Source organism: Variovorax sp. Soil_C_17, from assembly GCF_057657265.1.
Map to the genome: position 1 here is coordinate 431639 of NZ_JBDGIT010000003.1, position 20761 is coordinate 452399.

The following is a 20761-nucleotide window of genomic DNA, read 5'->3' on the forward strand; positions in this document are numbered from 1 at the left end:
CAGGAAACGCGGGGTTCTACGCGGCAAATGCGCCTGCCGGCCGCCTGGAGCGCCACCAGACCCAGGCGAACAGCAGTGCGCCGAGCGCCAGCGCACCGGCCGCCGCCAGCAGCGGCACGGCGAAGGAGCCGGTGCGCTGCGCCAGAGGCGCGGCGAAGAGCGGCCCCAGGATCTGGCCGACGCCGTAGGAGGCGGTGGCATAGCCGATCAGCCCGGCCGCCGCGTTGCCGCGCAGGCGGCGCGCATCCCGCATCGCGAACAAGGTAATCGCCGTGAAAGGCAGCCCCAGCAGCAGGCTGCCCAACAGAAAACCGGCGATGCTGGGCCAGGCCACCGACAGCAGCACGCCGAGCGCCTGCAGCCCGTAGGCGAGCGCGAGCAACAGCCGGTTGTCCCACTGCACCGGCGCCCGCGCGCCGATGAGCGCGCCCGGGACCACCGCCAGGCCGAACATCGGCCAGAACAAGTCCGGCCAGGACGAGCCCGTCAGCGCCTGGCGCGCGATCACGGGCAGGAAGGTGGCGGTGATGATGTAGCCGAAGCCGGCCAGGCCATAGAGCGCGATCAGCCAGCGCGCATCGCTGCGGGCCGTGGCGTACTCGCCCTGTCCGGCGGCCGCTGCGCCCGCAGCCGGTGCGGCCACATGGGAATGGGCGCCATCGCCGAAGATGCGCCACACGCCGGCGATCAGCACCCCCGAGAGCAGGCCGAAGCCGATCCAGCCGGCTTCCGAGCCCCAGCGCCCGATCGTGCTGCCCAAGAGCCCCGTGACCACGATTCCGATCCCGGGCCCCGTGTAGATCACGCCCTGCAGCGTCGGCGCATGCGTCTCGGCGAGGCGCCTGAGGCCCCATCCCGAGGCAAAGACGAAGGTCCAGGCGCTGACCACTCCGGCCGCCGTGCGCAGCACGCCCCAGACGGTGAAGTCGTCCCAGAGCCCCATCCCCAGCAGCAGCGCCGCCGTGGCGACCAGTCCGCCGCGCACCATGGCAGTGGCCTCGAGCCGGATCGCCGCACACGACAACGCACCCGCGAAATAGCCCAGGTAGTTGAGCGAGGCCAGCAGGCCGCCTTCCTGCAGGTCCAGCTTGCCCTCGTGCAGCATGACCGGCAGCATGGGCGTGAAGGCGAAGCGCCCCAGGCCCATCGCCACCGCCAGTGTCACCATGCAGGCCAGCGCCGCACGCCAGGCGCCGCGCCGCTCGCTTCCGATTGTCGACATCGATTCGTCCCGTGTTCTTCCAATCAGCCAACGGCCGCGGCCACCAGCTTCTGCGTATAGGGATGTTCGGGTGCATCGAGGACCCGCAGGGCGGCGCCGGATTCGAGGATGGCCCCATCCTTCATCACGATGACCTGGTGCGCCATGGCGCGGATCACCTCGACGTCGTGCGTGATCAGCAGGTAGCTCAGGCCGCGCTCGCGCTGCAGGCGCTGCAGCAGCCCCAGCACCTGCTTCTGGATGGTGACGTCCAGCGCGCTGGTGGGCTCGTCCAGCACCAGCAGCCGCGGGTCGACGATCAGCGCCCGCGCGATGGCCAGCCGCTGGCGCTGGCCGCCCGAGAACTCGTGCGGGTAGCGGTCGAGCAGCGACGGGAACTGGGTCTCGCTCAGGCCCACGTCGGCCAGCGCCGCCAGCGCCCGCGTGCGGCGGGCAGCGACGTCCAGTTCCGGCGCATGGACGGTCAGGCCCTCGCCGACGATCTGCTCCACCGTCATGCGCGGCGAGAGCGAGGAAAACGGGTCCTGGAACACCACCTGCATCTGCCGGCGCAGCGCGCGATTGCTTGCCCCGCCCGCGTTCCAGCGCTGGCCCGCGACTCCCAGGCTGCCGCTGTGCTTGAGCAGGCCCAGCGCAGCCAGCGCCAGCGTCGACTTGCCCGAGCCCGACTCGCCCACCACGCCCAGGGTCTCGCCCTGCGCGATGCGGAAATCGGCGCCCTGCACCGCCACGAACTCGCCCTTGCGGAACCAGCCGGCCAAGCCGGGCCGCGAGACCGGATAGCTCACGCGCAGTCCCTCGGCCTCGAGCACCGGCGGCTCATCGGTGTACCTTGTCCCTCGGCTCCGGTTTTCGCCTGGGGAGCGGCCCGGCGGCTCGTCCCGCGCCGGCACGGGCGGCACGTCGCGCACCGGCCGGCTGTCGATCAGCTTGCGGGTGTAGGGATGCTGCGGAGCGCCGAACACGGTGGCCACCGCGCCCTGCTCGACGATGTGGCCGTCCTCCATCACCGCCACGCGATCGGCGAATCGGCGCACCAGGTTCAGGTCGTGGGTGATCATCAGCACCGCCATGCGGTGCTTGTCCTGCAATTCGGCCAGCAGCTCCAGGATCTGCGCGCGCACGGTCACGTCGAGCGCGGTGGTCGGCTCGTCGGCCAGCAGCAACCGCGGCTTGCATGCCAGGGCCATCGCGATCATGGCGCGCTGGCGCTGGCCGCCGGAGAGCTGGTGCGGAAAGGCCCGCGCCCGCCGCTGCGGCTCGGGAATGCCGGTGTCGGCCAGCAGCTGCACTGCAGCCTCTTGCGCCGCCCGCTTCGGCATCGCCTCGTGCAGCTCCAGCACCTCCGCAATCTGGTCGCCGACGCTGTAGAGCGCGTTGAGCGCGGTCATCGGCTCCTGGAAGATCATGGCGATTTCCTTGCCGCGGATGGCACGCAGCTCGCGCTCGGGCAGGGACAGCAGGTCGCGTGGACCGGCCCGGTCGTCGGAAGCCGCGAAGGCTGCATGGCCCGACACTTCGGCGTACTGGGTCAGCCGCAGCAGGCTCAACGCGGTCACGGTCTTGCCGGAACCCGATTCGCCCACCAGCGCCACCTTCTCGCCCGCGGCAAGCTGCAAATCGACGCCATGCACCACCTCCTTGCCGCCGAAGGCGACCCGCAGCCCCTTGACGTCGAGCAACAGCCCCTTGTTGTTCATTGCTCCGCCTTTCGCGGATCGAGCGCGTCGCGCAGCGCGTCGCCCATGAACGTCAGCAGCATCAGCGTGACGACGAGAACGCCGAAAGTGGAAATCGAGATCCACCAGGCATCGATGTTGGCCTTGCCCTGGCTCAGCAACTCGCCCAGCGAAGGCGTCCCGGGCGGCACGCCCAGGCCCAGGAAGTCCAGCGAGGTCAGCGCCAGGATCGCCGCGCTCATGCGGAAAGGCAGGAAGGTTACGACCGGCGTCATGCTGTTGGGCAGGATGTGGCGCCACATGATCTGCAGGTTGCCCACGCCGAGCGCGCGCGCGGCGCGCACATAGTCCATCTGCCGGTTGCGCAGGAACTCGGCGCGGACGTAGTCCGACAGGCCCATCCAGCCGAACAGGCTCAAGAGGATCAGCAACAGCGCGACACTCGGCGCGAACACGGCGCTAAAAATGATCAGCAGGTACAGCTCCGGCATCGAACCCCAGATCTCGATGAAGCGCTGGAACGCGAGGTCGATCTTGCCGCCGAAAAAGCCCTGGATCGCGCCCGTGATGATGCCCAGCACCACGCCGATGACGGTCAGCGCCAGTGCGAACAACACGCTCACGCGGAAGCCATAGATCAATTGCGCCAGCAGGTCGCGGCCGCGGTCGTCGGTGCCGAAGAAGTTCTCGCCGGAGGGTGCAGCGGGGTTAGGCGACCTGGCGAAGTAGTTGAGCGTCTTGGGGCCGTAGGGATTGGGCGCGTAGAGCGCCCAGTTGCCGCCTTGCGTGATGCGCTCGCGGATGAAGGGATCGAGGTAGTCGGCCGGCGTCTCGAAATCGCCGCCGAAGGTTTTTTCGGAGTAGTCGCGCAGCACGGGGAAGTAGGTCTGCCCCTCATAGCGCACAACCAGCGGCTTGTCGGTCGAAATCAGTTCGGCAAACAGGCTCAACACCACCAGGACGCTGAAGAGCATCAGGCTCCAGAAGCCGAGCTTGTTGCGCTTGAAGCGGAGCCAAGCGCGGCGGGCGGGGCTGAGACTGCCGGTCGTTCCGGCCCGGCCGGCCGGTGCCCGCGCTTGCCTTTCGGACCGCTCCGAAAGATCGGCGCTGATGGGCGACTCAATCGAACTTGACACGCGGATCCACCCACACGTAGCAAAGGTCGCTGATCAGCTTGGTCACCAGGCCGATCAGAGTGAAGAGATAGAGCGTGCCCAGGACCACGGGATAGTCGCGCCGAATCACGCTTTCGTAGCTCAGGAGGCCGAGTCCGTCGAGGGAGAAAAGGGTTTCGATGAGCAGCGAGCCTGTGAAGAAGGCGCCGATGAAGGCGGCCGGAAAGCCCGTGATGATGGGGATCAAGGCGTTGCGAAAGATATGCTTCCAGAGCACCCGGCGGTCGCTCAGGCCCTTGGCGCGCGCCGTCAGCACGTACTGCTTGCGGATCTCCTCGAGAAAGGAGTTCTTGGTCAGCATGGCTGTCACTGCGAAGCTGCCGAGCACCATGGCCGTGACCGGGAGTGCGATGTGCCAGAGGTAGTCGACGATGCGGGCGCCCCAGCTCATGCTTTCCCAATTCGACGAGGTCAACCCCCGCAGCGGGAACCACTGCAACTGGCCGCCGAAGATCACGAGCAGCGCTACGCCGAGAACGAAGCCCGGAATGGCGTAGCCGATCAGAACGATGAGCGTCGTGATGAAGTCGAAGCGCGTGCCCGCGCGCACGGCCTTGGCGACGCCCAGCGGCACGGCGATCAGGTAGCTGATGAAGAAGGTCCACAGGCCCAGGCTGATCGAGACCGGCAACTTCTCCTTGACCAGTTCCCAAACGGCCTTGCGCTGGTAGAAGCTGTTGCCGAGGTCGAACCGTGCATAGCCCTTGAGCATCTGCCAGAAGCGTTCAAGCGGCGGCTTGTCGAAACCGTAGAGCTGCTTGATTTCCTCGATGCGCCGGGGGTCCAGCCCTTGGCGGCCGCGGTAGCCCGCGCCCCCGGTCGCAGCCCGTTCGCCGCCGGAGTCGCGGCCCTGCAATTGCGACACCATCTGCTCCACCGGGCCGCCCGGCACGAACTGGATCACGCCGAAGGTCAAGATCAGCACGCCCAGCAGCGTCGGCACCATCAGCAGCAGGCGTTTGAGAATGTAGCTGGCCATGGAGGGTGCCTCACTTGTTGGAGGGCGAAGCCCACCACGTCGACACGGCCCAGGTGCCGGCGTCGTAATACGGCGGCAGCGGCTTGGGCAGCACGAAGCGCCCCGGACGATAGCCGACCAGGAAGCTGTTGCTCGTCCATTGAGGGATCGAGTAATAGCCGTGGGAGAGCACCCGGTCGAGCGAGCGCATGGCGGCAGACAGTTCAGGCCTCGTGGTGGCTTCCACCACCTTCTGCAGCAACGCATCGACCGCCGGATCGCGGATGCCCCAGATGTTGGCAGAGCCCGATGTATCGGCCGCCTTGGAGCCGAAATAGTCGAACAACTCGCCGCCGGGTGCCGTGGTGCCGGGCTTGCGCAGGCTGCTGAACTCGAAGTCGAATTCGTCCATGCGCTGCTGGTAGAGCGAGCCGTCCACGTTGCGGATGGTGAGCTCGATGCCCAGCTTGCGCATCGCGGCCTGCATGGGCAGCACCAGCCGGTTGCCGGAGGGCTGCGCGTTCAGGTACTCGATGGTCATGGCCTCGCCCTTGGCGTTGCGCAGCGAGCCGTCGCGATAGGTCCAGCCGGCCTCGGCCAACAAGGCGCGCGCCTTGCGCAGGTTTTCGCGCAAGCTGGAGGGAGGATCCGTGCTGGGTGGCACCGGCGCCGGACCGAAGACCTCTGGCCGAAGCTGCTTGCGCAGCGGCTCGAGCAACGCAAGTTCATCCGGGCCGGGCAAGCCTGCTGCATGGAAATCGCTGTTGGGGAAGTAGCCGACGGCCCGCTTGTACAGGCCATAGAACATCTGCCGGTTGAGCCACTCGAAATCCATGGTCAGGCCCAATGCCTGCCGCACCCGGATGTCCTGGAACTTCGGCTTTCGCAGATTGAAGATGTAGCCCTGGAAGTCGCCGGGGTTGCGGTTCTCGAAGGCCTGCTTCCTGAGCTCGCCGGTCTCGAAGGGCTTGCCGTAGTACTGGCGCGCCCAGTTGCGTGAGATGAACTCGCGCATGAAGTCGAACTCGCCTGCCTTCAGTCCTTCGAAGCGCGCCGTCTCGTCGAGGTAGAGCTTGTAGGTGACGCGGTCGAAGTTGAGCTGGCCCCTTCGAACCGCCAAGTTCGCGCCCCAGTACCTGGGATCGCGCACGTAGGTGATGTCGCGTCCCAGGCGCGCGCTGGCCGGCTGGTAGGGTCCCGACGCGATCGGCAGCTCGGCGTTGATCTGGTCGAAAGGCTTGCCGCCACCCCAGGCGCGGCTGAAGACCGCCATGCCGCCGACCACCAGCGGGAGCTCCCTGTTGCTGCTCGCAAAATCGAATCGCACGGTGCGCTCACCCAGCGCCTTCACGCCCTTCACTTCGGCATAGATGGTCTTGAACTGTGGCGCCGCGAGTTTGCCGGTCAAGGTCTCGAACGAATAGACCACATCGGCCGCGAGCACGGGCGTGCCGTCGTTGAAGCGCGCCTCGGGCCGGATCCTAAAGGTCGCGGAGCGCCTGTCCGGCGCCACTTCCACGTCCTCGGCCAGCAGACCGTAGGCCGTAGTGGGCTCCTCGTCGTTGCCAATGAGCAGGCTCTCGAACACCAGTTGCCCCAGGCCGGCCGGCGGGGTGCCTTTGAGGGTGAAGGGGTTGAACTTGTCGAAGTTGGTGACGGCAATCGGAGGCACCATGCGGATCTCGCCGCCCTTGGGCGCCTCGGGGTTCACGTAGTCGAAATGCGTGAAGCCCGGCGGGTACTTGATATCCCCGAATTGCGCGTACGCATGGGCGGCCCACGAGGGAGCAGCCGAGAGCGCCAACACCAAGAGCAGCCAACCTCGCATGCGAGAATTCTGCCCAAGATTTTCACGAGGTCGCTTCATGGGCTTTCTTTCCGGCAAAAAATTCCTGATCACCGGCGTGTTGAGCAATCGCTCCATCGCCTACGGCATCGCCAAGGCCTGCCACGAGCAAGGCGCGGAACTCGCTTTCAGCTACGTGGGCGAGCGCTTCAAGGACCGCATCACCGAATTTGCCGCAGACTTCGGCTCCAAGCTGATCTTCGACTGCGATGTCGGCGACGACGCCCAGATCGCCAGGCTGTTCGACGACCTGTCGCAAACATGGCCCAAGTTCGACGGCTTCGTGCACAGCATCGGCTTCGCGCCGCGCGAGGCGATCGCCGGGGACTTCCTCGAAGGCCTGTCGCGCGAGGGCTTCAAGGTGGCGCACGACATCAGCGCCTACAGCTTCCCGGCCATGGCCAAGGCGGCCCTGCCCTACCTCAACGACAAGTCGGCCCTGCTGACGCTGACCTACCTGGGCTCGCTGCGCGTGCTGCCCAACTACAACACCATGGGCCTGGCCAAGGCCTCGCTCGAGGCCTCGGTGCGCTACCTGGCCGAGTCGCTCGGCCCCAAGGGCATGCGCGTCAACGGGATCAGCGCCGGGCCGATCAAGACGCTGGCGGCCAGCGGCATCAAGGGCTTCGGCAAGATCCTCTCCGTGGTGGCCGAGGTCTCGCCGATACGCCGCAACGTGACCATCGAGGAAGTGGGCAATGTCGCCGCCTTCCTGCTGAGCGACCTGGCCAGCGGCGTCACGGCCGAGATCACCTACGTGGACGGCGGTTTCAGCCAGGTGGTGGGCGGCATCGCCGAGTAGCCGCACCATCCGCGGCCTTCTGCCGGCGGCGGACCGGCCTGGTGCCGACAAGAAGATCAGTTCAGGGAACAACACATGGATCGTCGAAAGCTTCTGCTTCTTGGCCCGGCGCTCGCGCTGGCGCCCTTCACCCTTGCGCAAGCCGCGGCCGCACCGGCCCTCATGCTGGCCGATGTCTATCGCCGCGGCATGCCGCTGGCGGACTACTGGGTCAGCGAGAAGTACGACGGCATGCGCGGCTACTGGGACGGAAGGCAGCTCTGGACGCGCGGCGGCGAGCGCGTGGCCGCCCCCGCCTGGTTCACCGCCCACCTGCCGGCGGTGCCGATGGACGGCGAGCTGTGGGCCGGCCGAGGGCGCTTCGCGGAAACCGTGTCCACGGTGCGCGACCAGACGCCGAACGAGGCGGCCTGGCGCAACATCCGCTTCATGGTCTTCGACCTCCCGGCGCAGCCCGGCGACTTCACGGCGCGGCTGGCGGCGCTGCGCAAGCTGCTGCCCTTGACGGCGGCGCCCTGGGTGCTGCCGGTGCCCCAGGAGCGCGCCACCACGCACGAGGACCTGCAGGCGCTGCTCGACAAGACGGTGCGCATGGGCGGCGAAGGCCTGATGCTGCACCGGGGTTCGTCCGTCTACCGCGGCGAACGATCCGCCGACCTGCTCAAGGTCAAGCCCTACGAGGATGCCGAGGCCCGGGTGCTGGCGCACGTGCCGGGGCGCGGGCGCCATACCGGCCGCATGGGCGCGCTGCTGGTCGAGACGCCCGAGGGCCGGCGCTTCAAGCTGGGCGGCGGCTTCAGCGACGCGCAGCGCGAGCAACCGCCGGCCGTGGGAAGCTGGGTCAGCTACCGCTACAACGGCACGAACCCCGGCGGCCTGCCGAGGTTCGCGCGCTTTCTGAGGGTGCGGGAGGACCTCGCGTCCTCCTCCTGAGTCGCCGCCGCGCCCTACTTGGGCAGCAGCACCTTGTCGACCACGTGGATCACGCCATTGGACTGGTAGACGTCGGCCGTGCCCACGGTGGCCCAGCCACCCTTCTCGTCGCCGACCCAGATCTTTCCGCCGTTTTCCTTCACCGTCAGCGTGCCGCCGGCGGCCGTCTTGAGCGTCGCCATGCCCTTGCCGTCCATGATCTGGCTGCCCAGGGCCGCGGCGTCGAGCTTGCCGGGCACCACGTGATAGGTCAGCACGGCCGTCAGACTGCCCTTGTTCTCGGGCTTGAGCAGCGTGTCCACCGTGCCGGCCGGCAAGGCGGCGAAGGCCGCGTTGGTGGGGGCGAACACGGTGAAGGGGCCGGGGCCCTTGAGGGTCTCGACCAGCCCGGCCGCCTTGACCGCGGCCACCAGCGTGGTGTGGTCCTTCGAATTGACGGCGTTGTCGATGATGTCCTTGGTCGCGAACATCGGCGCGCCGCCGACCATGACCTGCGCGGAGGCCGCGGCGGCGCCTGCGGCCATTGCGACGGCCAGGGCGATGGATGCGAGGCGGTGGAATCTGCTGCTCATGATGAAAGGCTCCTTGGGGGTTGAGACCGGCGCCGGAATGGCGGCGGCTGCAACCAATACGAGTGCCGTGCCCGTTCGGATTCATTGCATGCCGGGCAATGCTGCATTTCAAGCCCGTTACGATCAGCGCATGTTCCCTCCCCTTCCGACGCACGCCGCGCGCACCAGCCACCGCTGCCTCGAAGCGCGCGCGCGGTGGCCTTGAGCGGCCCCATCGTCCTGGCGGTCCTCTTCGGCGCCCTGCTGCACGCCGCCTGGAACGCGCTCATCAAATCCGGCCGCGACAAGGCGCTGGACACCGCGCTGGTCCACAGCGTGGGCATCTTCATCGCCGTTCCGCTGGTGATGGTCACGGGCCTGCCGCCGATGGCTGCCTGGCCGTACTTGGCCGCTTCGCTGCTGATCCACATCGGCTACTACATCGCGCTCAGCGGCGCCTACAAGCATGGGGATCTGAGCCTCACCTACCCGGTAATGCGCGGCTGCTCGCCGCTGCTGGTGGCGCTGGGCAGCCTGAGCTTCATCGGCGAGGCGATCTCGGCAACCGCCTGGGCCGGTGTCGCCCTGCTGTGCGTGGGAGTGGTCACGCTGGGCCTGTCGCCCTCGGCCCTGCGCGAGAACGACGAGGGCCGGCGCGGCAAGGCCCTGGCCTTCGCACTGGCCAATGCGGCCATCATCGCGCTCTACACCGTCATCGACGGCCTCGGCGTGCGCATCTCGGGCGATGCGCTGGCCTACGTCGCGACGCTGTTCCTGTTCGACGGCATTCCGTTCCTGCTGCTGGTGCTGTGGCGCCGGCCCGGCCAGCGCCGCGCCGCCCTGTCGTACATGGCGGGACGATGGAAGCTGGCGCTGGTCGGCAGCGCCGCCTCGCTGGGCAGCTACGGCATCGCCCTGTGGGCCATGACGCGCGCACCGATCGCGATCGTCGCGGCCCTGCGCGAGACCTCGGTGCTGTTCGCCGCGCTGATCGGCGCGCTGTTCCTGCGCGAGGCCTTCGGCTGGCAGCGCGCCGCGGGCACGCTGGTCATCGTGGCCGGCGTGGTGATGCTGCGCCTGGGCTGAAGAAGCTCAGGCGGCGCGAACGCAATCCGCGTAGTAGCGCTTCCTGCCGTTCTCGTCGATGCGCGCCACCAGCCCATGGATGTCGGTCTCGAAGCCCGGGCACTCCTTGTTGAACTCGCGCGCGAACTTGAGGTAGTCGACGATCTTCTTGTTGAAGACCTCGCCCGGGATCAGCAGCGGAATGCCCGGCGGGTAAGGCGTGATCAGGCTGGTGGTGATGCGGCCCTCGAGCTCGTCGATCTCCACCCGCTCGGTCTTGCGGTGCGCGATGTGGGCGAAGGCGTCGCTCGGCTTCATGGCCGGCGTCAGGTCGCTCAGGTACATCTCGGTGGTGAGCCGCGCCACGTCGGAGCGCGCATAGAGCTCATGGACGTGCTGGCACAGGTCGCGCAGCCCCAGGCGCTCGTAGCCCGGGTGGCTCTGGCAGAACTCGGGAAGAATGCGCCACATGGGCTGGTTGCGCGCGTAGTCGTCCTTGAACTGCTGCAGCGCCGTGAGCAGCGTGTTCCAGCGGCCCTTGGTGATGCCGATGGTGAACATGATGAAGAAGCTGTAGAGCCCGGTCTTCTCCACGATCACGCCGTGCTCGGCCAGGAACTTGGTCACGATGCTGGCCGGGATGCCGGTGGCAGCGAACTTGCCGTTCAGGTCCAGCCCCGGCGTCACGATGGTCGACTTGATCGGGTCGAGCATGTTGAAGCCGTCGGCCAGCTTGCCGAAGCCGTGCCAGTGGCGCGAGCCGTTCTTGCCGTTCGCGCTGCGCGCCTCGCCGTGCATGATCCAGTCGCTGGCACGGCCGATGCCCTCCTCCACCAGCTTCTCGGGCCCCCAGACCTTGAACCACCACTCGTCCTTGCCGAACTCCTCCTCCACCTTGCGCATTGCGCGGCGGAAGTCCAGTGCCTCCAGGATGCTCTCTTCCACCAGTGCGGTGCCCCCCGGCGGCTCCATCATCGCGGCGGCCACGTCGCAGCTGGCGATGATGGCGTACTGCGGGCTGGTCGAGGAGTGCATCAGGTAGGCCTCGTTGAAGAGGTCGCGGTCGAGCGCGCGGTTCTGCGAGTCCTGCACCAGCACGTGGCTGGCCTGGCTGATGCCGGCCAGCAGCTTGTGGGTGGACTGGGTGGCGAACACCAGCGACTCCTTCGGCCGCACGCGCCGCTTGCCCATGGCGTGGTAGGCGCCGTAGAACGGATGGAAGGCGGCGTGCGGCAGCCAGGCCTCGTCGAAGTGCAGTGTGTCGACGTAGCCGTCGAGCATGCCCTTGATGGTCTCGGTGTTGTAGATCACGCCATCGTAGGTGGACTGCGTCAAGGTCATGACCCGCGGTTTGACCTTGTCGGCATCGACATGCGAGAGCAGCGGATTGGCGCGGATCTTGTCCTTGATGGCGGACTGCTCGAACTCGCTCCGCGGAATCGGCCCGATGATGCCGAAGTGATTGCGCGTCGGCTTCATGAAGACGGGGATCGCGCCGGTCATGATGATGGCGTGCAGCACCGACTTGTGGCAGTTGCGGTCCACCACCACCACGTCGTCCGGCGCCACTGTGTGGTGCCACACCATCTTGTTGCTGGTGCTGGTGCCGTTGGTCACGAAGAAGCAGTGGTCGGCGTTGAAGATGCGCGCCGCGTTGCGCTCGCTGGCTGCCACCGGGCCGGTGTGGTCGAGCAGCTGGCCCAGTTCCTCCACGGCGTTGCAGACGTCGGCGCGCAGCATGTTCTCGCCGAAGAACTGGTGGAACATCTGGCCGACCGGGCTCTTGAGAAAGGCCACCCCGCCCGAGTGGCCCGGGCAGTGCCAGGAATAGGAGCCATCTTCCGCGTAGTCGATCAGCGCCTTGAAGAAGGGCGGCTGCACCCCTTCCAGGTAGGACTTGGCTTCCCGGATGATGTGGCGCGCCACGAACTCCGGCGTGTCCTCGAACATGTGGATGAAGCCGTGCAGCTCGCGCAGGATGTCGTTGGGCAGGTGGCGCGAGGTCTTGGTCTCGCCGTAGATGTAGATCGGAACGTCCGCGTTCTTGCGCCGCACCTCGCCGATGAAGTTGCGCAGGTTCAGCACTGCCGGGTCGAGGTCGGGGCCGGGGGTGAACTCCTCGTCGTCGATCGACAGGATGAAGGCGCTGGCACGGCTCTGCTGCTGAGCGAACTGGCTCAGGTCGCCGTAGCTGGTGACGCCCAAGACCTCGAAGCCTTCGCTCTCGAAGGCCTGCGCCAGGGCGCGGATGCTGAGGCCCGAGCTGTTCTCGGAGCGGAAGTCCTCGTCGATGATGACGATCGGAAAGCGGAATTTCATGGGGGGCTCCGGGGGCGGGACAAGCAAACAGGCGCGAAGTGTACGGAATTCAGATGAAGGAACCGCAGCCCTTTTGACACAGAATGTCGTGCCTTCACTTAGAGAGGAGTCGTGACATGGCGAGTTCCACCGTCTGGTGGCTGATTGCGGGGGGAGCCATCGTGCTGGAGCTGCTGTCCGGCACCGTCTACCTGCTGCTTTTGAGCGCGGGTTTCGCCGCCGCGGCCGTCTCCGCGCATGCCGGCGCGGGGCTGGGCACCCAGCTGGTCGTGGCGGCGGTGGTCGGCGTCGGCGCAGTGGTCGCCTGGCACCTGATCCGCCGCAAGCGCCCCGCCGAGCCGCCGGCTGCCGCCAACCGCGACATCAACCTGGATATCGGCGAGAGCATCTACATCGATGCCTGGAACCCCGACGGCACCGCCACCGTGCGTTACCGCGGGGCGCAATGGACCGTCGTCCCCCGCGCCGGCACCACGCCCGCCGTCGGCGAACACCGCGTGGCCGAGGTGGTCGGCAGCCGCCTGGTGGTCGACAAGATCTGATACCCAAGCAACAAGCACAAAGAGGAAGCAACTTCATGGAATTCACCGTCCCCCTGGTCCTGCTGGTCATCGCGATCATCGTCATCAGCCAGTCGATCAAGTTCGTGCCGCAGCAGAACGCCTGGGTGCGCGAGCGCCTGGGCAAGTACCACAACACGATGACGCCCGGGCCCAATTTCCTGATCCCCTTCATCGACAAGGTGGCCTACAAGCATAGCCTGAAGGAAATCCCGCTGGACGTGCCCAGCCAGATCTGCATCACCCGCGACAACACGCAGCTTCAGGTGGACGGCATCCTCTACTTCCAGGTGACCGATCCGATGCGCGCAAGCTACGGTTCGTCGAACTACATCGTTGCCGTCACGCAACTGGCCCAGACCTCCCTGCGCAGCGTGATCGGCAAGCTCGAGCTCGACAAGACCTTCGAGGAGCGCGACATCATCAACGCGCAGGTGGTGGCCGCCATCGACGAGGCGGCGCTGAACTGGGGCGTGAAGGTGCTGCGCTACGAGATCAAGGACCTGACCCCGCCCAAGGAAATCCTGCAGGCCATGCAGCGCCAGATCACGGCCGAGCGCGAGAAGCGGGCGCTGATCGCGGCCTCCGAAGGTCGCCGCCAGGAGCAGATCAACATTGCCACCGGCGAACGCGAGGCCTTCATCGCGCGCTCGGAGGGCGAGAAGCAGGCCCAGATCAACAATGCCCAGGGCGAGGCCGCGGCCATCACCGCGGTGGCGGAAGCGACCGCCGGCGCCATCGAGCGCGTGGCCGCGGCAATCCGGCAGCCCGGCGGCGAGCAGGCCGTGCAGCTCAAGGTGGCGGAGCGCGCGGTCGACGCCTACGGCAAGGTCGCGGCGGACGCCACCACCACCCTGATCGTGCCGAGCAACATGAACGAAACCGCGGCGCTCATCGCCTCGGCGATGCGCATGGTGCAGGCCGGAAAGACATCGGGCACCGCCTGAGAACGCCCCATGCCCGCTGCTACAATCGCGGGCTTCGGAGCGGTGGATGAGTGGTTTAAGTCGCACGCCTGGAAAGCGTGTGAGGGTTAATAGCCCTCCGCGGGTTCGAATCCCGCCTGCTCCGCCACTCAAGTTCAAAAGCCCGCGCAAGCGGGCTTTTTTGCTGGTCGGGGGTCCGATCCCCTTCAATCGCCGCGGCCGCCGCTTACGCGTGCGTTTTTTCCTACGTCACGGCGGGCGGCTTCGGCGCGACCGCGCATGCTGCATCGCAGTAGGCTTTGCTCTTCACAGGCACGAAGCCGTATGGCGCTTTTCACCTTCCTTGTCGAAGACAACAAGACGATCCGCGACAACCTGATCCCCGCCCTCGAGGACCTGGTCGGCGCCCAGGTCGTCGGTTGTGCCGAGAGCGAGAACGAGGCCGCGACCTGGCTGGCCTCTCACGCCGACGACTGGCAGCTCATGGTGGTGGACATTTTCCTCAAGCAGGGCTCGGGGCTCGGCGTGCTGAGAACCTGCAGGCAGCGCAGCGCGAGCCAGCGCGCGGTGGTTCTCAGCAATTACGTCAATGCCGACATCCGGGCGCGCTGCACGGCGCTGGGCGCCGATGCCGTGTTCGACAAGTCGAGGGAGCTCGAGGCCTTTTTCGACTACTGCAACGACGCCAGCAGCAGCGCCGCGATGAAGGAATAAAAAAAGGGCCCCTCAGGGCCCTTTCTTCGGTTGAAGCGGCTTGCTTCAGCTCGCGCCGCGCACCACGGCAATCTGCGTACGGGCACCACCCTTGTAGGTGTAGATGGTCAGCGCGCCGTTCTTGATGTCGCCCTTCTCGTCGAAGGCGATCGGGCCGGTCACGCCCTTGTACTGGATCTTGCCCAGCTCGGGCAGGTACTTCGCGGGATCGGACGAGCCGGCCTTCACCATGGCCTCGGCCAGCACGTTGACCGCGTCGTACACGTAGGGCGCATAGATCTGCACGTCCACGCCGTTCTTGGTCTTGAACTTGGTCTTGAAGTCTTCCAGCGGCTGCTTGAAGTCGCCTTCGACGCCGCCGGCCTCCGCGCACACGACCATCTCTTCGCCGATCGCATCGCCGGCCAGCTTGGCCAGCTCGCCGGTGCACAGGCCGTCGCCGCCCATGAACTTGACGTTCATGCCGAGCTGCTTGACCTGCTTGAGCATCGGGCCGCCCACGGCGTCCATGCCGCCGAAGAACAGCACGTCGGGCTTGGCGCCCTTGAGCTTGGTCAGGATGGCGTTGAAGTCGGTGGACTTGTCGGTGGTGAACTCGTGGCCGACGATCGTGCCCCCGGCGGCCTTGACGGCCTTCTCGAACTCTTCGGCGACGCCCTGGCCATAGGCGGTGCGGTCGTCGATCACGGCGATGTTCTTGCCCTTGAGCGTGTCGACCGCGTACTTGCCCAGCGTACCGCCGAGCTGCGTGTCGTCAGCCACCACGCGGAAGGTGGTCTTGAAGCCCTGGCGGGTGTACTTGGGGTTGGTCGCCGAAGGCGAGACCTGCGGAATGCCGGCGTCGCTGTAGAGCTTGGAGGCGGGGATGGTGGTGCCCGAGTTCAGGTGACCGACGATGCCGTTGACCTTGCTGTCGACCAGCTTCTGGGCGACCGCGGTGCCTTGCTTGGGATCGGCGGCGTCGTCCTCCGCGAGCAGCTCGAACTTGGCAACCTTGTCGCCGATCTTGAGGCCCTTGGCATTCAGGTCCTCGACGGCCATGCGCGCGCCGAGTTCGTTGTCCTTGCCGAGGTGGGCGATGGCCCCGCTGGTGGGACCCACGTGGCCGATCTTGACCACCAATGCATCGGCCGGAGGAGCCGCGGGTGCAGGTGCTGCTGCGGTGGGTGCCGGCGCGGGCGCCGGAGCCGCTGCTTCTTCCTTCTTGCCACAAGCCACGAGCGTGAGCGCCGCCAGCGTGACTGCAGTCCATTTCAATTGCATGAGGAACCTCCAGGTATTGGTGGATAAGTACAGAAATACGGCCTTTTGATCCGTGTGCGAACCCTCAGCAAGTTCCGCGCCGCAGACCCGCAGCGCCTTCGCGCTTTCGACCTGGCGCGCAGTGTAGCCCAAGGATCAAGGGCCAAAAGCTGGCATTGACCCTGTGTTGTCGGACAGTTCCTGGGCCAGCGCTTCGCTCACCAGCTCGCGCAGCACCGTCTCGATTTCACCGCGCAAGCGCGGGATCAGGTTGTCGAGCTGCTGCTGAACGGCGGCGGAGACGGTGTCGCTCAAACGCTCCTCCAGCGAGAGGTCGATGCGCTGCAGCACGCGGTGAACCAGTTGCTCCTCGAGCTGGAAGGCGTCGGCCTCGGAGAGCATCGCCTGCGGGGTGAGCGCGACGGCCTGCGTCGGGTCCGCCACGGCGGCTTGGGGAGCCGCAGCGGCAGGTTCGCGTGCCTGCCCGGGGGTGGACTCGCTCGACGGCACCGGCTCGCCCGGCAGCTCGAGCACGGTCGTGAGGGTGGGCACGAAACGAGGCGGCGTACGCGCGGACATCAGGCAGCACTCCCGGCAAAGTCGTGGCGCTGGATCGCGTAGCCGCGGTCGGCGTAGTGCCGCCAGCGCGAGCGGCCCGCCTGCCGGTCGGCATCGTCGGCGCTCACGATGTCGATCAGCCGATCGAAGCGCTCGAAGCCGCCGGGCACCGCGTGGCCGAGGTTCACCAGCACCTGGCGGTGTGGCAGCGGCGCGTCGCCGCTCTCGGCCAGCACCACCGGCGAGCGCGCGACCGTGTGCGGCTCGCCGTCGCTGCGGCAGTGCGCGATGAACTCCGCGGGCGCGAAGGTCCAGAGCGCGAGGTCGATGGCTTCCAGCATCTGTGGATCGGCCACCACGACCACGCGGGCGCCACGCGCACCGACGGCCTTGCGCAGCAGTCGGCAGGCGTAGTTCAGCTTGTCCGGCGTGTTGAAGTGGAAGTCGATCTCGGTCATGGAAAAAACCTCAGCGCGCCTTGGCCGCCTTCCGCGGCTTGCGCGGCTTGTGCGGGGCCGGGCCGGCAGCATCCTGGCGGGCCCGGGTCAACAGATAAGACAGCAGCAGCCCGACGGGCCGTCCGGTCGCGCCCTTGGCCGTCCCGCCCTTCCACGCGGTGCCGGCGATGTCCAGGTGCGCCCAAGGGAAATCGCCCGTGAAGCGCTGCAAGAACTTGGCCGCCGTGACCGCGCCGCCGGCCCGGCCCGCGACGTTGGCCACGTCGGCGAAGTTGGTTTTGAGACCCTCGGCGTAATCGTCGTCGAGCGGCATGCGCCAGCAGCGGTCCTGCGATTCCTCGCCGGCCGCCAGCAGCGCGTCGGCCAGTGCGTCGTCGCTGGCAAACAGGCCGCTGCGCACGCCGCCCAGCGCCACCACGCAGGCGCCGGTCAGCGTGGCGATGTCGACCACCACCGCCGGATCGAAACGCTTGGCATAGCTCAGCGCATCGCAGAGGATCAGGCGGCCCTCGGCGTCGGTGTTGAGGATCTCGATGGTCTGCCCGCTCATGCTGGTGATGACGTCGCCGGGCTTGATCGCACGGCCGTCGTTCATGTTCTCGCAGGTGGGGATCAGGCCCACGACGTTGAGCGCGGGACGGATGTCGCCGAGCGCGCGAAACACGCCCAGCACGCTCGCGGCGCCGCACATGTCGAACTTCATTTCGTCCATCTCGGCCGCCGGCTTGAGCGAGACGCCGCCGGTGTCGAAGGTGATGCCCTTGCCCACCAGCACCACCGGCGCCTGCTCCTTGGGGGCGCCGTGGTAGCGCAGCACGATGAAGCGCAGCGGCTCGGCCGAGCCCTGCGCGACGGCGCCGAAGGCGCCCATGCCGAGCTTCTGGACCTCCTTGGGACCGAGCACCTCGCACTTCACCTGCGGCAGCGCGGCGAGCTTCTGCGCGGCCTCGGCGAGCATCGTGGGAGTGCAGTGGTTGCCGGGCCGGTTGGCCCATTCCTTGGCGAGCTCGATGCCCGCGACCGTGGCGGCGGCCTCGTCGAAGGCCTCGCGCAGGTCGGCCGAATCGGCCACGCCGAACACCAGCTGGTGGATCGAACGCGGTTCGGGCTTGGACTTGGTGGCGGTGTAGACATAGCTCGCATCGGCCGCCGCGATCACCGCGCTGCGCAGGCCCTCGGCGTCGGCGGGCTGGGCAAAGACGATCGCCACCCGCTTCGGGTCCGTCGTCTTGGCCGCCGCGACCGCGGCCAGCACGGCAGCACGCAGCGACGAAGGCTTGCCGTCGCCCACCGAAGCCAGCAGCACACGCGGCGCCGCCACGCGCGGCGGCCGGTACAGGGCCAGCAGCTTGCCGGCCTTGTCGGCCAGGTCGCCGGCCTTGCGGGCTTCGGCGACAAGCGTCGCGATCGGGTCCTTGGAGGGAGAGTTGCCGGCTGCGGCGAGCACGATCAGCGCGTCGCATTTTTCGGTGGCAGCCTGGGCGGTGGAGAGGGTCTTGAGTTGAAAGTCCATAATCCTTTTTTTCCCTCGACGATGTTATTCCATTCCTCCATACGCAAGGAGCTGTCGCGCAGCTTCGGGGCCACGCTGGTGGTGCTGATCACCATCGTGATGACCATGATGCTGATCCGCACCCTCGGGCTGGCCTCCCGTGGCGCCGTGAATCCCTCCGAGGTCTTCCTGGTGATGACCTACACGGTGCTCGGCTACATGCCGACGATCCTGAGCCTCAGCCTGTTCGTGTCGATCGTGGGCACCCTGTCGCGCATGTACCGCGACAGCGAGATGGTGATCTGGTTTTCAAGCGGCCGCGGCCTCGCCAACTTCGCGCCGCCGCTGTTCCGCTTCGCCTGGCCGATCCTGCTGCTGATCGCGGTCTTCGCCCTGGTCGGCTGGCCCTGGGCCAACTCGCAGACCCAGGGCATGCGCGACCAGTACCAGCGGCGCAGCGACATCGAGCGCGTGTCGCCCGGCGAGTTCCGCGAGTCGGCCGGGCGCCTGCGGGTGTTCTTCATCGACAAGGACGCGCCCGACAGTGCCACGGCCAGCAACGTGTTCATCTCCTCCATCGAGCGCAACCTGCAGATCATCACCTCGGCGCAGAGCGGCCGCATCGAGGATATCGGCGAAGCGCGCTACCTGATGCTCAGCAACGGCCAGCGGCTCGAACGCCCGCTGACACCCGGGGAGCTCAAGATCAGCGAGTTCCGCAGCTATGGCGCCAAGGTCGGCAGTGACATCGACACCTCCAACGGGGCCGCGCCGGTGCGCGCCAAGACCACCCTGACGCTGCTGCGCGAGCCCAGCGCGACCAATCGCGGCGAGCTGGCCTGGCGCATCGGCATGGTGCTCGCCGCCATCAACTTCGTGGTGCTGGCGCTGACCGTGTCGAGCGCGAACCCGCGCGTGGGCCGCAGCGGCAACCTGCTGTTCGCGCTGTGCGCCTTCGTCCTCTACTACAACCTGCTCAACCTCGGCCAGAACTGGGTCGGCATGGGCCGCTACGGCATGGCCGGGTTCATGGTGGCGCTGCATGGCGGCGCCATGGTGCTCGGCCTGGTCTGGCTGGCCAAGCGCCACTTCAACTGGAGCTGGCGCCTGCTGCCCGCCCGCCGCCGGTCGCCGGAAAGCTCCCCGACGTGAAAACCATTCGACGACTGATCTATGTCGAGGTGCTGAAGGCCGTGGCCTTCGTGACCCTGGGCTTCCTGAGCCTGTTCTTCTTCTTCGACTTCGTCGACGAGCTGCAGTCCATCGGCCAGCCCGGCACGCTGGGCTATGGCGCCGCGCAGGCCTTGATGTACGTCGCCCTGCTGATTCCGAGCCACCTTTACGAGCTGCTGCCGATCGCGGTGCTGATCGGCACCATCTTCGTGATGGCGCGGCTGGCGCAGAGCTCCGAGTACACGATCCTGCGCACCAGCGGACTCGGGCCCTGGCGCGCGCTGCGCACCCTGCTCGTGCTGGGCGTGGGCTTCGTCATCCTGACCTTCGCGGTGGGCGACTATGTCTCGCCGGCTTCCGGCCGCGTCGCCCAGCTGCTGAAGTCGCGCTACCAGGGCACCTACTCGATGGTGGGCTACACCGGCGCCTGGCTGCGCGAAAAGCAGGGAGACAAGTCCTACGCGGTGAACGTGGCGTCGATCTCGCGCAATGCCATGCTGAAGGACCTGCGCATCTTCGAGTTCGGCGCCAAGGGCCTGCTGGTCTCGCATACGTCCGCCGCACAGGCGCACATCGCGAACGGCGTGTGGACGCTGATCGGCGTCGAGCAGCAGCACTACGACACGGGCAATGCCGACAAGGTCCGCGTCACCACCACGCACATTCCGGTGGTGAACTGGCCGAGCTCGCTCACCAACGAGATGGTGTCGGTCGCGCTGCTGCGGCCGGACCGCATGCGCACCATCGACCTGTTCGAATACATCCAGCACCTCGATGCCAACGGCCAGACCGCCCAGCGCTACGAGATCGAGTTCTGGCGCAAGGTGTTCTACCCGTTGTCCTGCCTGGTGATGGTGGTGCTCGCCCTGCCCTTCGCGTACCTGCATTTCCGCCAGGCGGGGATCACGGCCTACGTGTTCGGCGGCGTGATGATCGGCATCAGCTTCTTCCTGCTGAACAACGTCTTCGGCTACCTGGGCAACCTGAGCAACTGGCTGCCCTGGATCACGGCCGCGGCCCCCGGCCTCATCTATTCGGTGATGTCGCTGGCGGCCTTCACGTGGCTGGTGCTGCGGCGCTAGCGGTCC

At 67.2% G+C, this 20761-nt stretch carries 19 protein-coding genes and 1 tRNA gene; 9 read left to right on the plus strand and 11 right to left on the minus strand.

What is annotated here, in order from left to right:
• Positions 1-16: 16 nt before the first annotated feature.
• The 5 genes from AC3A6Y_RS17160 to AC3A6Y_RS17180 are packed head-to-tail and all read right to left on the minus strand — an operon-like array spanning position 17 to position 6862.
• Complete coding sequence (locus AC3A6Y_RS17160; protein ID WP_487869433.1) at positions 17-1222, minus strand: YbfB/YjiJ family MFS transporter; 1206 nt, start codon at positions 1220-1222, stop codon at positions 17-19.
• 23 nt (positions 1223-1245) lie between these two features.
• Positions 1246-2922, minus strand: a complete 1677-nt coding sequence (locus tag AC3A6Y_RS17165) for an ABC transporter ATP-binding protein (RefSeq protein ID WP_487869434.1) — start codon at positions 2920-2922, stop codon at positions 1246-1248.
• Complete coding sequence (locus AC3A6Y_RS17170) at positions 2919-4037, minus strand: ABC transporter permease (RefSeq protein ID WP_487869435.1); 1119 nt, start codon at positions 4035-4037, stop codon at positions 2919-2921. The genes AC3A6Y_RS17165 and AC3A6Y_RS17170 overlap by 4 nt, the downstream gene beginning before the upstream one ends.
• The gene (locus AC3A6Y_RS17175; RefSeq protein WP_487869436.1) at positions 4021-5055 is read right to left on the minus strand and encodes a microcin C ABC transporter permease YejB; all 1035 of its coding nucleotides are present in this window, start codon (positions 5053-5055) and stop codon (positions 4021-4023) included. The genes AC3A6Y_RS17170 and AC3A6Y_RS17175 overlap by 17 nt, the downstream gene beginning before the upstream one ends.
• Positions 5056-5065: 10 nt before the next feature.
• Positions 5066-6862, minus strand: coding sequence for an extracellular solute-binding protein (locus AC3A6Y_RS17180; protein WP_487869437.1), 1797 nt, complete (start codon positions 6860-6862; stop codon positions 5066-5068).
• 37 nt (positions 6863-6899) lie between these two features.
• Here AC3A6Y_RS17180 and fabI point away from each other — a divergent pair, with 37 nt between their 5' ends.
• Together fabI and AC3A6Y_RS17190 are read left to right on the plus strand one after the other, a co-directional pair.
• A complete protein-coding gene (gene fabI, locus AC3A6Y_RS17185; protein WP_487869438.1) occupies positions 6900-7682 on the plus strand; it encodes an enoyl-ACP reductase FabI in 783 nt (260 codons plus the stop codon).
• Positions 7683-7757: 75 nt separating this feature from the next.
• Positions 7758-8615, plus strand: coding sequence for a DNA ligase (locus AC3A6Y_RS17190; protein ID WP_487869439.1), 858 nt, complete (start codon positions 7758-7760; stop codon positions 8613-8615).
• A 14-nt stretch (positions 8616-8629) separates the two neighbouring features.
• Here the strand turns inward: AC3A6Y_RS17190 and AC3A6Y_RS17195 are convergent, their stop codons facing one another.
• On the minus strand, positions 8630-9187 hold the full coding sequence (locus AC3A6Y_RS17195; protein WP_487869440.1) for a fasciclin domain-containing protein: 558 nt from the start codon (positions 9185-9187) through the stop codon (positions 8630-8632).
• Positions 9188-9382: 195 nt separating this feature from the next.
• On the opposite strand from AC3A6Y_RS17195, the gene AC3A6Y_RS17200 reads away from it, so the two are divergent.
• Positions 9383-10252: an EamA family transporter gene (locus AC3A6Y_RS17200; protein ID WP_487869441.1), complete on the plus strand. Its 870-nt coding sequence runs from the start codon at positions 9383-9385 to the stop codon at positions 10250-10252.
• 6 nt (positions 10253-10258) lie between these two features.
• Here AC3A6Y_RS17200 and AC3A6Y_RS17205 read toward each other — a convergent pair whose 3' ends face one another.
• On the minus strand, positions 10259-12550 hold the full coding sequence (locus AC3A6Y_RS17205) for an Orn/Lys/Arg family decarboxylase (RefSeq protein WP_487869442.1): 2292 nt from the start codon (positions 12548-12550) through the stop codon (positions 10259-10261).
• 116 nt (positions 12551-12666) lie between these two features.
• Here AC3A6Y_RS17205 and AC3A6Y_RS17210 point away from each other — a divergent pair, with 116 nt between their 5' ends.
• From AC3A6Y_RS17210 to AC3A6Y_RS17225, 4 genes are all read left to right on the plus strand, one after another.
• On the plus strand, positions 12667-13092 hold the full coding sequence (locus AC3A6Y_RS17210; protein ID WP_487869443.1) for an NfeD family protein: 426 nt from the start codon (positions 12667-12669) through the stop codon (positions 13090-13092).
• Positions 13093-13127: 35 nt separating this feature from the next.
• On the plus strand, positions 13128-14057 hold the full coding sequence (locus AC3A6Y_RS17215; protein WP_106556659.1) for an SPFH domain-containing protein: 930 nt from the start codon (positions 13128-13130) through the stop codon (positions 14055-14057).
• Between the two features lie 36 nt (positions 14058-14093).
• Positions 14094-14184, plus strand: a tRNA-Ser gene (locus tag AC3A6Y_RS17220).
• 176 nt (positions 14185-14360) lie between these two features.
• A complete protein-coding gene (locus AC3A6Y_RS17225; RefSeq protein ID WP_487869444.1) occupies positions 14361-14750 on the plus strand; it encodes a response regulator in 390 nt (129 codons plus the stop codon).
• A gap of 45 nt (positions 14751-14795) precedes the next feature.
• Here AC3A6Y_RS17225 and AC3A6Y_RS17230 read toward each other — a convergent pair whose 3' ends face one another.
• The 4 genes from AC3A6Y_RS17230 to AC3A6Y_RS17245 form a co-directional block, all read right to left on the minus strand.
• Complete coding sequence (locus tag AC3A6Y_RS17230; protein WP_106556657.1) at positions 14796-16013, minus strand: branched-chain amino acid ABC transporter substrate-binding protein; 1218 nt, start codon at positions 16011-16013, stop codon at positions 14796-14798.
• A 135-nt stretch (positions 16014-16148) separates the two neighbouring features.
• A complete protein-coding gene (locus AC3A6Y_RS17235; RefSeq protein ID WP_487869445.1) occupies positions 16149-16571 on the minus strand; it encodes a hypothetical protein in 423 nt (140 codons plus the stop codon).
• Positions 16571-17008 carry a DNA polymerase III subunit chi gene (locus AC3A6Y_RS17240; protein WP_487869446.1) on the minus strand — a complete coding sequence of 146 codons (438 nt, stop codon included), beginning with the start codon at positions 17006-17008 and terminating at the stop codon, positions 16571-16573. The genes AC3A6Y_RS17235 and AC3A6Y_RS17240 overlap by 1 nt, the downstream gene beginning before the upstream one ends.
• A gap of 10 nt (positions 17009-17018) precedes the next feature.
• Complete coding sequence (locus AC3A6Y_RS17245; RefSeq protein ID WP_487869447.1) at positions 17019-18521, minus strand: leucyl aminopeptidase; 1503 nt, start codon at positions 18519-18521, stop codon at positions 17019-17021.
• Between the two features lie 21 nt (positions 18522-18542).
• On the opposite strand from AC3A6Y_RS17245, the gene lptF reads away from it, so the two are divergent.
• Positions 18543-19652: an LPS export ABC transporter permease LptF gene (gene lptF, locus AC3A6Y_RS17250; protein ID WP_487869448.1), complete on the plus strand. Its 1110-nt coding sequence runs from the start codon at positions 18543-18545 to the stop codon at positions 19650-19652.
• Positions 19649-20755: an LPS export ABC transporter permease LptG gene (gene lptG / locus AC3A6Y_RS17255; protein WP_487869449.1), complete on the plus strand. Its 1107-nt coding sequence runs from the start codon at positions 19649-19651 to the stop codon at positions 20753-20755. The genes lptF and lptG overlap by 4 nt, the downstream gene beginning before the upstream one ends.
• Positions 20756-20761 lie beyond the last annotated feature (6 nt).